The sequence below is a fragment of the Barnesiella sp. ET7 genome (assembly GCF_024733785.1).
Taxonomy (GTDB): domain Bacteria; phylum Bacteroidota; class Bacteroidia; order Bacteroidales; family Barnesiellaceae; genus Barnesiella; species Barnesiella merdigallinarum.
On sequence record NZ_JANRHM010000013.1, the window covers coordinates 1 to 14,673 of the forward strand.

The following is a 14,673-nucleotide window of genomic DNA, read 5'->3' on the forward strand; positions in this document are numbered from 1 at the left end:
TGGCCGAATTGACTTCGTTCTCTCTTTTCTCTTGTACTACACTTGCTTCTTTTCAGTCTTGTCAATGAACTGTGCCTCCGTTTTCGCTCCGGTTGACCCGGTGTTCTTTCGAAAAGCGATGCAAAGGTAGGCGTTTTTATATATTCCCTCCAAATTTTTTGACGACTTTTTTCTAAAAAATTTTCGAGGATGCCATCAATCACCTATTGGTCTGCATTTTACAAACCGACCTTATAATTGTATATTTGATTGCAGTCGACCACGCGCACCAAATAGATGCCTCGATTCAATCCGACAACTATCTCGCCACGGTCATCTACGGAACCGGAATAGAGAAGCTGCCCCGACAGATTGTATACGGTAACCTGCCCACGGCCCGATAGACCGGAGACAACCACCCGACCGTCGGCGGCATAGACTCGCGGGGTATCGGCCTGAGGTCGGGCCATGCCCGAGAATTCGGCCGTCGTTACCCTCTGCACCGGCGACCAGGGCGAAACCACATCGTCGCAAAGAGCCCGCACCTGATAGTGATACTCGCTCAACGGCTCGAGATCGTGAACCACATACGAGGTGACCTGCCCTATCCGCTCCTGCGTGTGGACGGTATTGAGATAGTCGCCATAGACAATCGTGGCATCGTCGATAGCCACGTTGCCGGTTGCCTTGTGGGCATAGGTTATCTTCATGGCCGTTACCCCCTCGTCAATCGAGAAGGTGTAGCTCGGATAATATTTCGACGTATTGACGTAGCGCAGGGTATCGACCGACGCCCAGTTGCCGCCCACCTGTTTCTCGACCACCACATAGGAGCCGGAACCCGACGAGGCGAAGCGGTACATGAACGAGAAGGAGACGATGCCCTGAGGATAGGTGGGGGTACACAGGTATTCGCCCGTTGCCTTCAGGGCTACCGAGGGTGCCGACTGGCCACTGCTGGCCGCCGAGGTGTAGTTGCCGCTCGCATTGCCGCTCCAGCCGTCGGGCAAAGGTTCGCCCTTGGAGCCCACGTTGTCGAAACCTTCGGTCACGGTGTGCTGCTCGCCACTCTGCGTAAAGCAAAGCACCTCGTAGTCGTCGGCGGCCTGCACCTCTTCCCAGTTGATGCGGAAGGAGGTATCGGTCACTTCGGAGGCATCGAGCAGTTGGGGCGTCTCGAGAGAATCGGTAACAAACTGCATGCTATATGCCGCAGCAACGGTAGCGGAGGGGGTGACGGCATCGACCCGATAGGTGTAGCGCGTCAACGGTCGGAGTCCGGTGAAACGATATTCCAGACCGAGGCCGGCCGACTCTCCGTCACAGATGTATTCGCGCTCTGCATCGAACTGCATCGCAAAGCTGCCCAGTTGCGAAAAGTCGTCTTTGGGTGCTTCGGTCCATTCGCTCGGGTCGTATACGGCCGAGGGGTGCGTAACGCGGGATTGGCGATAGAGGGTCTTGTCCTGTCCCCAATAGGCTATTTCGCCAGCAAAACCTACCACGTCGATGATGATGCCGTTGCGGCAGAGTGCCACAGCGTCGTTGCCGTTGAAATTGAGCGGCGAATCTTCTCCGCCGGGAATCATCTGCGAAGCCTTGGCGCGGAGCGTGGCGTCGGTCGACTGCTCGTTCAGCAGCAACCAGGTCTCGCCATTCTGCAATACGGCATTGCCCAGCGGGGTATCGTTGTAGAAACTGCCGCCGCCGTTCGACTCGATGCGCAGGCTGTATGCCGAGAGGTCAACGGGAGCGCCCGTGCCGTTGTAGAGTTCGATGGCCTTGTTGTAGCTCGAGCCCTCGACATAGGCCGAGATGATGAGATCGCCGGCAGATGTATTGCCCCGCCAGAGCGATACCCGGTAGTCGGTAGCCGAGGGGTAGTTGACCCATTGCACCGTAGCTTCGGATGCCGTGATGTCGGTAGCACCAGTAACGATGAACGAGGGTACCACAATCAGCCGTACAGGGATGCGATATTGCCGCTCGAGACCTCCACCCACGATGGTCAAGGTGTCGCGATATTCGCCCTGTACCGGACGGTCGCAGGCGATTTCGAGGCTATACCCGTCGCTCACCTGTTGCGGCGAAAGTGTCGTGGCCGACAAAGAGAATATATTGCCTTGAGTCCAAGCGATACTTAAGGCAGAGGTGAGGTTGTCGCCCAGAATCTCGAGCTGTGCCGAGCGGCTGTCGCCCGCCAGAATCACCCCCATGTCGACCGACTCGCCGTAGCGGGGCATCGCCAGGAAGGGGGCCGTCTCTTCGGGGAAAGCGTAAGCCTGGCCCACGTGGTCGCCCCACACATATTCGACCAGGTCGGGGTAATCGATATAAGGGTTGCGATTGCCCTGTATGGTATAGACCGAGTCGTTGCGAGCCATCTCACGTTCGCTCGGCGGGTCCTGCCGGTGCCACTCGAGCAAGAGGTTGCGGGCCCAATTCTTCCACACCGGATAGGTATTGTTGTCGACCATGGGCGATTGCCAATAGTCATACAGATTTTCGTAGGCCGTGACCACATAGAGGTAGGCCCGGGCAAAGTCGCCCTTGTACTCGTCGGCCGGTTCGAAACAGCGGTCGGTATAGTCGGTACCGAAACCGTTATACCCGATTTTGGAAACGCCGTTGTCGAAGCCCGGAGTACCCGTAACCTCGCCCAGCGGCAAGTTATTCTTCGACGAGTTGGCCGAGCCGTCGGCCGGATAGAGGTGATGCAGGTCGCGGTAGGCGTTGTTCTCGTAGGCACCCCACCAACTCTTGGGGAATGAGTGCTCGATATGCATGCCGTCGACCGCCTTGTAGCCATCGAAATAGCGCACCTCGGAGGAGTAACGGTCCCACACACGGCCGTCGTCGAGGCGGTCGGTGCGCGAGAAGCCCTCCCAGGTAGCCCCCTCGCCACTGCCATAGTCGAGGGTGTGCATGGCACTCACTATCTGGTGCAAGGCGGTTTTCAACTCGGCTCCACTCTTGCCGTCGGCGGCATAATAATAGCCGGCAGGCACCTCGGCCCTCAGGTAAGGCCCGAGGGAGAAGATTGCCATTGCCACTAAAATTATCTGGATAAATTTTCTATTTTTCATGGCTGTCAAGATTAAAATTAAGGAAAGCGGGAGAGCTTGAAGCTCTCCCCTGTTTCAATTCGTTTTTATTGAGCGCTACGTACCCGCACCGTGCTCTGCATGGTACGCGATACCACCCGCACGATGAAGAGCCCCTCGGGCAACTCCCATTCGGTCTCCTCGCCGTGCAGCACGCGCGAGCCACACAGACGGCCGTCCATCGTGTACCATTGGGCTACCGCATTCATGGGGGCATTGAGGATATACAGCGTCGTACCCGAGGTATAGATAAGGATATGGTCGCTGGCTACCTCGTCGACGGCAGCCGACCACGTGGCTACCGATACGGTGTTGGAGACTGTCTGTGCCTCGTCGCCCACATAGGGGGTAACGGTGTAGTGATACTGTACGGCCGGGGTGAGGTCGGTCACCTCGTATTCGGTCACATTACCCACGCGACGAGGATAGCCGTCGAGAGTAACCGGTGTAAATCCGCCACCGCTCTTCACCACCACACTGTGCAGGTAGGCCCGGTGGTCGCTCTCGGCCATCAGGGTGATGGTCGAAGCGGCAGTGCCTTCCTTCACGGGAATAGTCGTGGTGGTAGTCCCGTCGAGGGTAATCTGGCCGATCTCCTGCCCATCGACCGAAACATAGATTACCGACTGGTCGTTGTGATAAGGCTCGGCTACTACCGTTATCGAGGCATCACCAGCCGAGAGATCCATGGCAGGCGAGGTGGCACTGCCATCGTTGCTACCCGAACCCAAACGAAGCATTCCATTCTCGACAGCCGTATACCCTTCGTATGTCCAGGTATCGGGTTTCGACGAGAATACGGTATTCAATATCTCTTTCTCGGGCGAACTCGACGAATAGTCGTCGTACCACACATTCAGTTCATAGTCGGTAGCCTCGGACTTGGGAGTCCAGGCGGCCACAAACGAGGTCTTGCCTATCTCCTTGGCCGGCAGAGCCACAAAGTCGTCGATGGCCTGACCGGTGAGGTTGACTACCACAGCCGACGAGATGCCTCCACCCGTGATGTCGAGCGTAGCCCGATGCGAGCCTACTACCGTAGAGTGGTAAGAGAGTTCGACCGTAGCTCCGTTGTTGACGGCATCGGCCGTGAGGGTACGGGGATTGACCGAGAAGCACTCGCTGTCGGTTCCGCCAATCTCGAGCGACACTTCACCCTCGATATTGCGGCCCTTCACCTGAATCTGCATGGTGACGGGGTCGGATACATTGACCGAAGCAATGCCCAGGTCGATAGTCGATCCTCCTTGAGGAGCCTCGATATAGGGCGAGTTTTGTCCCGCAGGCGAGAAAGGCTCGTTACGACGGTCGCCGAAAATCAAATCGACCAGTTCGGGATAATCGATGAAGGGGTTGCGGTTGCCCTGCTTCGACGCATACACGGCCTCGTTGCGGTCAATCTCCTTCTGGCTCACGGGATCCATCTCGTTCCAACGGAGCAGCATGTCGAGCTGCCACTGTACGATATGCGGATAGGACGACACGAAGATACCGCCCCAGTTGTTGATACGGTTTTGATAGCGCGTAGCAAAATAGAAATAGGTACGGGCAAAGTCGCCTTTATACTCGTCGTTGGGTTCGAACACCGTACCGGAATATCCGGGCGTTACACACTTGCCCCACTTGGAGAAACCGTTTTTCGAACTCGAAGCACCCGAGCCAACCTCGCCAAAGGGATTGTTGCTGCGCATACCGTTCACCTTGCCATCGGTGGGATAGACATGCCACACATCAGACTTCATGGGCGACTGTTCGCTAAACCAGCTCTTGGGTACCGAGTGCTCCCGGTTGTAGCAGTCGCCTTCGCTCGAATAGGTACCACACTGATCGGTTCCAAATACAAAATCGGTTACATCGGAATACATATCCCACACCTTCCCGTCGGGACGCTTGTCGGTCGTACGGTAAAGATCCCACAAACCGCTGTACCCCACATCGGTCGCGTTGTTGATGATGGTCGACAAGCTCTTCTGTAACTCTTCGCCACTCTTGCCGACGGCTGCGTCGTAATATCCGGCAGGCACTTCGGCCCACAACGAGAGAGAAAACAGGCAGGCTGCCAAGGCAAGCCCGAAACGATTGTGTGAAATACGATTCATAAACTGTTTATTTAAGTTTTCTTGTTTTTGGAAAAGGGCGATAAAGGTAATGATAATTTATCAAAATCTGCTTAAGAACCGTCCATTTTTATAAAAAATCAGCGGGCCGACTTCTGCCAGAGAAGCCAGCCTGCCGTAATAAGATTACTTTCGCCAAGCGAGTTATTCCGATTCGAGTACACCCGAATGGCCCCGCTTCTTGTCTTTCCATATCTGGTACCGATAGACCAGACAGGTAGTAACGAAATAGACTCCTGTGAGTATCCACAGCATCGTGTAGGCATGCCGCACATCGTAGATACCGGCCCCGGCCGTGTTCATGCGCACAAAACCCTCGATACCCCAGGTCGACGGTATGATGGCCCCCAGCCACTGCCAATACTCGGGCATGGCGTAGCGCGGCCAGGTGATACCCGAAATGAAGAGGAAGATGACCGAGGTGAAGACAAAGAGCAGGAACGAGCTCTCGCGCTCACGCACAAAGACCGAGAGGGTCATGCCGAAGAATATCGACGAGAGCAGGAAGGGCACGGCAAACGAATAGATTTCGACCTGACTGCCTATCTGCGGGAACTTGAACAGCCACGGTATGAAGTGCAGAATGTAGGCCGTACACAACACATAGAGGCTGAAGTAGCACAAGGCTTTGCCTATGACCAGATGCAGCACGTTGTTGTGCATGTGCTCGCGTCCGCTGTAAAAGAGGTGCAGCTGATGGTGCTCGTAGATTCCCCCGGCCAGCATGCCGATACCCAGAATAAGACTCTGCTGCAGGATGAGTATCAGGATGGCGGGCAGCAGGAAAGAGGCCAGACCCGACTCGGGGTTGTAGAGGTTGACCGAGACGTAGGGAATGGGCTGAGTGGCTACGTTGATCTGCTCTTGCGTGGCACCGCCCAACGACTGGGTTTGCAACCGGCCGCCCAGATTCATGGTCACATCGGTGAGTGCAATGAGGAATCCTTTGTAATTGAGCAGGATACTCATATCGGAATAGAACGATACGACACTCTGCTCGCCCCGTTCGATCTTCTGGCTGAAGTCGCTCGGGATAAACAAGATACCGTAGCAGTTCTTCTCGTGCATCATGCGCTTGGCCTCATCCATGTTGGCACAGTAGGAGACGATACGGGCGTTCGGCGTGGCATCCATCTCGCGAGCCAACTCCCGACTCAACGGGGTGCGGGCATTGTCGACCACCACCATAGGTACATCGCGTACCACCTCGGGATTATAAACCGCAGCATAGACGATGGGATAGACAAAGGGCAAGGCAAAGAAAAAGAGGATAACCCCGAAATCCTGGAAGACGGCACGGTACTCCCGCCGCCAGATGTAGTAGATGTCGGCCAATCCTATTCTTATGGAGTGGAAAAATTTCATAGCAATCTGTTTTTTACATCACGGTACATATACCTGCCGCATGAGGGCCTTTTTGAGCCGGGGCAACAACGGGGTCGACGCTACGGCAAAGAGAATGAGCGCCACATAGTGCCAACGCGAATAGTAGAGCGGTATGCCGTTGAGTGCCTGGTCGACATAAATCAAGAAGTAATGGCGCACGGGCAACACATACGATATGGCCTGGAAAGGCAGATACATGGCCGGTACCGGGAACGAGAAGCCGGCAATGGAGAGCGACAAGACCCCCACCAGACCGGCGGCACTCAACCCGATGCGCAACGAGGGGGCTATGCTCATGATGATGACGGCAAAGCTCTGGGTCGATACCACCAGCAGCAACATGGCTGCAATCATGTGCCAGATATTCCCCTGCATGGGGAAGTGCAGGTAGCCGTACAGCAGGGCCAGATAGAGGAGCCCCATGGCAAAGAAGATGATGGTCTGGGGCACCAGCTTGCCGGTAATGGCGACGATAATCGAGTCGTCGGCCGTGCGCAGCCACTCGCGAGCGGTGGAGCGTTTGATTTCGGACCCGATGCTGAAGACCGTCACCAGCAGAATCATCAACTGCAGCAGACCGGGCAGGAACGAGTTGTTGAGGTAGACCGAATAGCTGATCCACGGGTTGCCCAGTGCGTGCATATCGGTGGCAATGGGCTGCAACTTGGCCATAATCTGCGACTCCTCTACCCCGGTAGCGAGCAGCACCTGCCGCACGACCGCCCCCGAGGCCAACACCGACATGGTCTTGAAACTCTTGTAGAGCAGCGAAGCGGGTATGTAATAGGCGTTGTTGGTGTAGAACGAAATCTCGGGCTGACGTCCGGCCGTAGCCTTGGCCTCGAACCCCTCGGGAATCATGAGGAAGCCGAAGATGTCGCCCGACTGCATCAACTCGCGGGCCTCGGTAAAGCTGTTGAGCTTGTAGAGCACGTCGACCGACTCCAGAGCACCCAACTGCTGGGTGAAGTCTTGCGACGAGTTGGAGTGGTCCTGGTCGACAATGGCCACCGGTATCTTGTGGGGCAGCCCTTCGTGCATCAGGGAGAACATGAAGAGGCAGCAAAACAGCGGAGCCACCACCATGCACAGCACATAGATGGGGCGCGACACGAGCTGCCGCATCTCCCTGACGATGCTTGCCCACAAGCCTGTTCTATTTTCCGTTTGTTCTGTCATATAACAATCTCCCGACGTTAAACGTGTGCCGGAATCCGGCTTACTTATTGCGTTTCAACAGTACCGACATGCCCGGACGCAGGTTCTCGACCGGTTCTACGGGACGAGCCTTCACCTCGAAGGTCTTGGCATCGTACTGCCCCGTCACCTTGGTGGCCCGCCATACGGCATAGGAGCCCATGTCGCGAATGTAGAATACCTTGAGAGTAACCTCCTTGTTGCCGAGTGCGGGAATGACGGCACGCACCTCGGCCCCCATCGTGAGGTCCTTCAGCAGGTCTTCGCGCACGTTGAACGAAACCCACATGTCGTCGAGTTTCAACACATTCATAATAGGAGCTCCCAGGCTCACCAGCTCGCCCACGTTGGGGAATATGTCGGAGATTTCGCCATCGGTGGGAGCCGTCAGGTAAGAGTCGTCGAGTATCGACTCCACTTCGGCCACACTACCTCGGGCGGCAGCAACCATGGCAGCGGCAGCAGCCTTGTCTTCGACCTGTGCTCCGGCCTTGGCCATCTCGTATTGCGAGCGGGCGGCACTCTCGGTAGCGACCATCGCCTTGTACGAGGCTTCGGCCTCGTCGCGCTTCTGTGCCGAAATGACACCTTTTTTATACAGCGACTCCATGCGGTCATAGGTCTTCTTGGCTATCGTAAGACCGGCTTGAGCCTGCTGCCACATGTCGTAGGCCGAGTTGAGCAACTCGATGCGGGTACCCTTGTCGACCTTCTTGTTCTGGGCTTGAGCCACCGACTCCATGGCCTCGGCTTGCGAGAGCTTGGCCTCGACGAGCGACGAGTGTATGTGCACCAGCGTATCGCCGGCCTTCACATGCTGTCCCTCCTCGACCATAAACTCGACCACGCGCCCGGGCAGTTTGCCCGATACCCGCACCTGGGTAGCTTCGGCCTGCCCCTGGATAATCTGGGGTTCGGGTTTGAGCAGGAACAATCCGATCAAGGCCAAAACAACGATAATGACAATCAAAGCAATGAGTCCAACGACCAAACTGCGTTCTTTCTTTTCTTTTAGATTTTCCATCGTAAATCTTGTTTTGCTATTTTTTTATTTTCTTTTTCAATATCTCATGGTTCCCAAAGCCTTGGCCAGGTAGACCTCGCACAGGCGGGTGTCGATTTCGGCATCGATTTTCTCCGACTGGGCTTCGAGCCAGGCAGTCTGGGCCTCGAGCACGTTGGTCGTGGTAAGCACACCCTCTTCAAAACCCACCTGGGCATTGCGCAGGTTTTCGTCGGCTTTCTCGAGATTCTTCACCGCCATGCGGTAGGTGCGGTAAGCCTCCGAAGCCTTGAAGGCGGCCTGGTTGACCTGCAACTCGATTTTCTCTTTCGTGTCGGCCAGTTGCAGCTTGGCTACGACAGCCTCGCTCTTGGCCGCCCGTATCTTGTTGTAGTTCTGCCCCCAGTGCAAGATGGGAATGTTGAGCATAACCCCCACGCTGAACATGCCGTTAAACTCGTTCTTGAAACCATTGAAGGCGTTGGGATTGGAGAACGAGTAGGTGCCGACCAGCGCCAGCTTGGGCAACATGTCGGAGAGGGCCAGGTTTTTCTTCTTCTCGTAAATCTTGGCGGCATAGTCGAGACTGAGAACCTCGTTGCGGTTCCTAAACACCTCGTCCATATCGTAGGCGAGCGGTTGCTCCTGCGGCTCTACCCGCTCGAGCGACTCGTCCTCGAGCGTAAATACCGAGTTTACCGGCAACCCGCAAATCTGGGCCAGCGCCATGCGCGACAGGGCCAGGCCGTTGTCGACTTTGGCCAGCGTAATCTGCGCGGCATTGAGCCGCACGGCTACCGTGAGGCCGTCGGACTGGGTAGCTACCCCCTCCTCGATCATATCCTGCACGTGGCGGTTGAGGGTGTCGAGCAGGGCGGTGTAGCTCTCGGCCAACCGCTTTTTATGCACAAGCGATACCACCTGCCAGTAGGCCTCGTCGGTTTGATAGACAATCTCCTTCTCGGCCGTGTTGCGCTGCGTGACGGCCAGTTTTTCGGCATAGCTGGCGATGTCGTTCAACGCCTTGATTTTACCGCCCATGAAGATGGGCTGCGTGAGGGTAACCAGACCGACGTAGACATTGTGCACATCGAACTCGAAAGCCTCTTTCGGGATGAGCGCTACGGTCTGGGGAATGGGCTGCCCGTTGTTCAAGATGGGCTCACCCGTCATCGGGTTGGTCACCACATTATATTTATACTCCTGAGTAGCCAGGTCGAAGCTCTTGGTGGGCAGATACTGATCCTCCTCGAGCAGCGAGATGGATTTCTGGTTATACATATAGGTACCGCTGAAATCGATTCCCGGGAAATAGGCTCCCCGAGCCGACTTCTTGGTATAGCCTGCACCCTTGACCTTCTCCTCGGCAATGCGCAGTTGCTTGTTGTTCTTCAAAGCCATGCGGCGGCACGAGTCGAGCGACACGGGCTGTTGCGCCGAAGCGGCCAGGAAAGAGAGTAGAAAGAGGGCGACCAGCACTCTTCCCGCCCCTAAAGTTCGGTTGATTCTCATATCTTTTTACCTTTTACACGTTGCAGGGTTAATACTTGCCATGCTTATAGTTGCCTAAACAATTTTATATCTTAAAAAAATAATGCCCTCGGCATTACCCCGCAAAAATACGCCGAGTTTAGCATTAAACAAATATTTGATGAGTTTGTTTTCTATTTTTACTTTTTTTTAAGAGTCTCACCCCACCCCGTCGACAGCAGGCCACGAAGGTGCCCGACTCACTCTTTCAGGGTAAACGAGCGGGTGCCTATCTTGTAGTTGTCGGCAAAGATGTCGACCCGATACTCACCCGGATAGAGGAACTCCTCGACCGCCCAGTACATGGTCACATCGTTCAATTCATCGCCGGTAAACTCGATGAGCTTGCGGCACGAATAGTTGATTTCGCGATCTTCGAAGGGGAAGACGTCGGCCCGGTCCTTGACCAGCACGTCGCCGTCGGGTTTCACGATGCGGGCATAGATATACTTCTCGCCCACCTCGGCCGTCACGTTCTTGGCTATGGAGAAGGTAATCTTTATCTTGTCGGTCTTTTTGATGCGCTTGGCCACCTTGCCCCGCGAGTCGATGGGGGTAACCACCACGCCCACGGCATCGAGCTTCGAGGCCAGCGTCACCTTCTCGGTGAGTTCCTCACGCTCCTGTTTCAGCTGGTCGGCCGTAGCCGATACCTCGCGATAGCGGCGGGTCACCTGGGCATTCTCTTCGCGCAGCTGCTTGTTGGCGACGTTGAGCGAGTCGATCTGCATCACATAGTGGCGCATGATACCGCGCAGGGTAGCCAGCTCTTTCTTCAGCTCCTCGATACGGGCCGAACTGGTATTTTTCACCGTGCGCAACTCTTCGAGCAGGCGCTGTACCTTCACCTTCTCGGCATCGAGTTTCTCGATGAGCGAGTCGTTGTTGAACATCATCTTTTGCCCCTCGAACTGGTCGTATTGGGCAGCCAGGTCGCTATACTCCTTCTCGAGTTCGCTACGCTGCTTGTCAATCTCGACCTGCTCCTTGAAGTCGGACATCTGTTTGTGCTGTATATAGATGAAAATACCTGTCCCTATCAGAGCGACAGCCAACACGGCAATAATAATCACTACCAGATTACTTCTTTTCATAGTTTATCAGAAGCTATTATTTTTCTGCAAAAGTAACGCATTCTCGCCAACCAGCCAAGGTGTAACAGATTATTTAAGTTATAAATGTTAAAATAGTCTATTCATGCGGCGTCCACAGGTAGATAAGCAACGGCGGCGACCCTGTCGGCAAAAAGAAAGTAAGCCCGGCTCACAAAATCTTTTTCTCATAAAAATAATTAAGTTAACACCTATTGCAAACGATTTTCCCTATCTTTGTGAAACCTTAGAACAGTTATACGCCTAAGCAATGATGGGAAAATTGATCGAATTTTTCAAAAAGCACCCGATAATCAAAACATTAGTACAGATGGTTATCGTCTTTTTTCTGTTAATCGGAATCACCCTCTACGGGCTGAAACTATATACACGACACGGGAAAGCCGTGCTCGTGCCCGACGTAAAGGCCATGGCCTTGCCCGATGCCCTGCGCATACTCGACCGGGAAGGCTTCAGATACGACATCATCGACTCGCTGTTTATCGACGAAGCCGTGCCCGGCACGGTCGTAGAGCAGACTCCGGCCGGCGGCAGCAAAGTGAAGGAGGGACGTATCGTCTACATCTCGATAAACGCCTACTCCCCGCGCATGATTACCTGCCCCAAAGTGGTCGACATGTCGATGCGCCAGGCGCTTTCGCTGCTGGAGAGCCGGGGCCTGAACGACGTACGCATCCAGGAGGTTCCATCGGAGTACCCCGATTTGGTCATGGGGCTACAATATCAAGGCGAAACCTTGCAAGCCGGCGACAAAGTACCCGCCGGCAGCTCATTGACACTGCTCGTGGGTAACGGTGTACCCGAAGTCTACACCGACTCGACCACCGACGAAGAGGCTCCACAAGCCATGGATACCGAATCGCTGACCGATGAAAGTTGGTTTAACTAAACAGACGATGCGACAAGAATGAACTTTTGCGACGAAGACATAGAAGCCGACGATAAAATCGTTGCCGAAGAGGGTGAACGGGAGCTTTACGAGCACTTTCGGTTTGTTGCCGACAAGGGGCAGAGCCTGCTGCGGGTAGACAAATTTCTGGTGGCCCGCCTCGAAAACTCGTCGCGCAACCGGGTGCAACAGGCTGCCGAGGCCGGCTGCATACTGGTCAACGGCAAGCCCGTCAAGTCGAACTACCGGGTGAAGCCGCTCGATGTCGTTTCGGTCGTCATGGACCGCCCCCGCTACGAATTTGAAATCATACCTCAGGATATTCCCCTCGACGTCGTCTACGAAGACGATGCCGTGCTGGTGGTGAACAAGCCGGCCGGACTGGTGGTGCATCCCGGGCATGGCAATTACAGCGGTACGCTGGTAAACGCCCTGGCCTACTACTTCCGCAACACCCCCAACTACGACGTAAACGACCCCCGGCTGGGACTGGTACACCGCATCGACAAAGACACCTCGGGTCTGCTGGTCATCGCCAAGACTCCCGAGGCCAAGACCAACCTGGGACTGCAGTTCTTCCACAAAACCACCCAGCGCAAATATGTGGCGCTGGTGTGGGGATTGATGGAACAAGACGAGGGTACCATCGAGGGCAACATAGGCCGCAGCCTCAAGGACCGGCTGCAAATGACCGTATTCCCCGACGGCGATCAGGGCAAACACGCCGTCACCCATTACCGAACCCTGGAGCGTCTGGGGTATGTCTCGATTGTCGAATGCCGACTCGAGACCGGGCGCACACACCAAATCAGAGTACACATGAAATACATAGGCCACACGCTTTTCAACGACGAGCGCTATGGCGGAGACCAGATACTCAAGGGGACAACCTTCTCCAAATACAAACAGTTTGTTCAGAACTGTTTCGACATCTGCCCCCGACAGGCACTGCACGCCAAGACACTCGGCTTCAAACATCCCGTCACAGGAGAAGAGATGTTTTTCGACTCGCCTATTCCTCAGGATATGACTCAGTTGTTTGACAAATGGCGCAACTACACCGCCAATCGAGATATATAGGAGATATTATAAACCCAGAGAAAAAGAACTACCAATCAATAAAAGACGGTTCTATACCTTAAAAACAAGAGTTATGGAATGCCCAAAAGAATTTGACGATATCAGGCCGTTTTACGACCGCGAATTCCACGACAAGATGAAAGTCTTGGTCAAAGAACCAAAATTCGAACACGCCGTGCGCTACGTGCTGCGCGATGTCAACTACGACGTATTGTGCCAGCAACTGCTCTCGCTCGACAACAAGAAAGATTTTCAACTGCTCGTCATGCGCGCCTTTCTCGAAGTGCTCACCAAGAAGACGACCAAAAGTCTCTCCGAGAAGAACTTCGACCTGCTCGAAAAGACCAAGAACTATACCTACATGTCGAACCACCGCGACATCATTCTCGATGCCTCGTTGCTCAACCTGCTGCTCATTCGCCATGGCTTCAACACCAGCGAAATCGCCATCGGAAACAATCTGCTCATCTTCGACTGGATATCCGACCTGGTGCGGCTCAACAAAAGCTTTATCGTGAAACGCGACGTGGGGGTACGACAGATGCTCGAAGCGGCCCGGCAACTCTCGGGGTATATCCACTTTGCCATCACCCAGAAGAAGGAGTCGGTCTGGATTGCCCAACGCGAAGGCCGGTCTAAAGACTCGGACGACCGCACGCAGGAGTCGCTCATCAAGATGTTGGGATTGGCCGGCAACGGCAACCTCATCGACAACCTGAAGGAGATAAACCTCGTACCCGTATCCATCTCTTACGAATACGACCCGTGCGACTACCTCAAGGCCCAAGAGTTCCTGCTCAAACGCGACAACCCCGACTTCAAGAAGTCGCAAGAAGACGACCTGCACAGCATGGAAATCGGGCTGCTCGGCTACAAAGGCCGCGTTCATTTCGAAATATCGCCCTGCATCAACGACGAGCTCGACAAGCTCTCGCATCTCGAGGAAAAATCGGAAATTCTGGCCCGGATACTCAAAATCATCGACAAGGGCATCCACTCGGGCTACATGATTTACCCCGGCAACTACGTCGCCTACGACATGCTCAACGGCACCAACCGGTTTGCCGACCGCTACACTCGCAAAGAGTCGCTCACCTTTACCAACTACCTGCACTCGCAACTGGCCAAGATACCCGACTCGGACGACGAAAAGAATCGGGAGTTTCTCGAACGGTGCATCCTGCTGATGTATGCCAATCCGCTGAAGAACAAGTTGATGGCAACCGGTCAGGAAGCCTGACGAAAGACGTATAAGACAAAACGATGAGCGGTTTCC

The 14,673-nt window shown here is 54.8% G+C and carries 10 protein-coding genes; 3 read left to right on the plus strand and 7 right to left on the minus strand.

Translation table 11 applies throughout. The features are described 5' to 3' along the window. Positions 1–218: 218 nt before the first annotated feature. From NW211_RS09240 to NW211_RS09270, 7 genes are all read right to left on the minus strand, one after another. Positions 219–3,065 (minus strand): endonuclease, encoded by a 2,847-nt coding sequence (locus NW211_RS09240; RefSeq protein WP_258327641.1) that lies wholly within the window; start codon positions 3,063–3,065, stop codon positions 219–221. Between the two features lie 65 nt (positions 3,066–3,130). Continuing rightward, on the minus strand, positions 3,131–5,182 hold the full coding sequence (locus NW211_RS09245) for an endonuclease (protein WP_258327642.1): 2,052 nt from the start codon (positions 5,180–5,182) through the stop codon (positions 3,131–3,133). A gap of 162 nt (positions 5,183–5,344) precedes the next feature. Then, positions 5,345–6,565 carry an ABC transporter permease gene (locus tag NW211_RS09250; protein WP_258327643.1) on the minus strand — a complete coding sequence of 407 codons (1,221 nt, stop codon included), beginning with the start codon at positions 6,563–6,565 and terminating at the stop codon, positions 5,345–5,347. An 18-nt stretch (positions 6,566–6,583) separates the two neighbouring features. After that, entirely contained in the window at positions 6,584–7,765 is a 1,182-nt protein-coding gene (locus NW211_RS09255; protein WP_258327644.1) for an ABC transporter permease, read from the minus strand. A 40-nt stretch (positions 7,766–7,805) separates the two neighbouring features. Then, positions 7,806–8,807 (minus strand): HlyD family secretion protein, encoded by a 1,002-nt coding sequence (locus tag NW211_RS09260; protein ID WP_258327645.1) that lies wholly within the window; start codon positions 8,805–8,807, stop codon positions 7,806–7,808. A 36-nt stretch (positions 8,808–8,843) separates the two neighbouring features. Further along, complete coding sequence (locus NW211_RS09265; protein WP_087408474.1) at positions 8,844–10,298, minus strand: TolC family protein; 1,455 nt, start codon at positions 10,296–10,298, stop codon at positions 8,844–8,846. A gap of 218 nt (positions 10,299–10,516) precedes the next feature. Then, complete coding sequence (locus NW211_RS09270; RefSeq protein ID WP_087408473.1) at positions 10,517–11,410, minus strand: hypothetical protein; 894 nt, start codon at positions 11,408–11,410, stop codon at positions 10,517–10,519. Positions 11,411–11,738: 328 nt separating this feature from the next. Here NW211_RS09270 and NW211_RS09275 point away from each other — a divergent pair, with 328 nt between their 5' ends. From NW211_RS09275 to NW211_RS09285, 3 genes are all read left to right on the plus strand, one after another. Beyond that, entirely contained in the window at positions 11,739–12,317 is a 579-nt protein-coding gene (locus NW211_RS09275; RefSeq protein ID WP_158096849.1) for a PASTA domain-containing protein, read from the plus strand. A gap of 18 nt (positions 12,318–12,335) precedes the next feature. Then, complete coding sequence (locus NW211_RS09280; RefSeq protein WP_087408471.1) at positions 12,336–13,397, plus strand: RluA family pseudouridine synthase; 1,062 nt, start codon at positions 12,336–12,338, stop codon at positions 13,395–13,397. 73 nt (positions 13,398–13,470) lie between these two features. Beyond that, positions 13,471–14,637 carry an acyltransferase gene (locus NW211_RS09285; RefSeq protein WP_258327646.1) on the plus strand — a complete coding sequence of 389 codons (1,167 nt, stop codon included), beginning with the start codon at positions 13,471–13,473 and terminating at the stop codon, positions 14,635–14,637. Positions 14,638–14,673 lie beyond the last annotated feature (36 nt).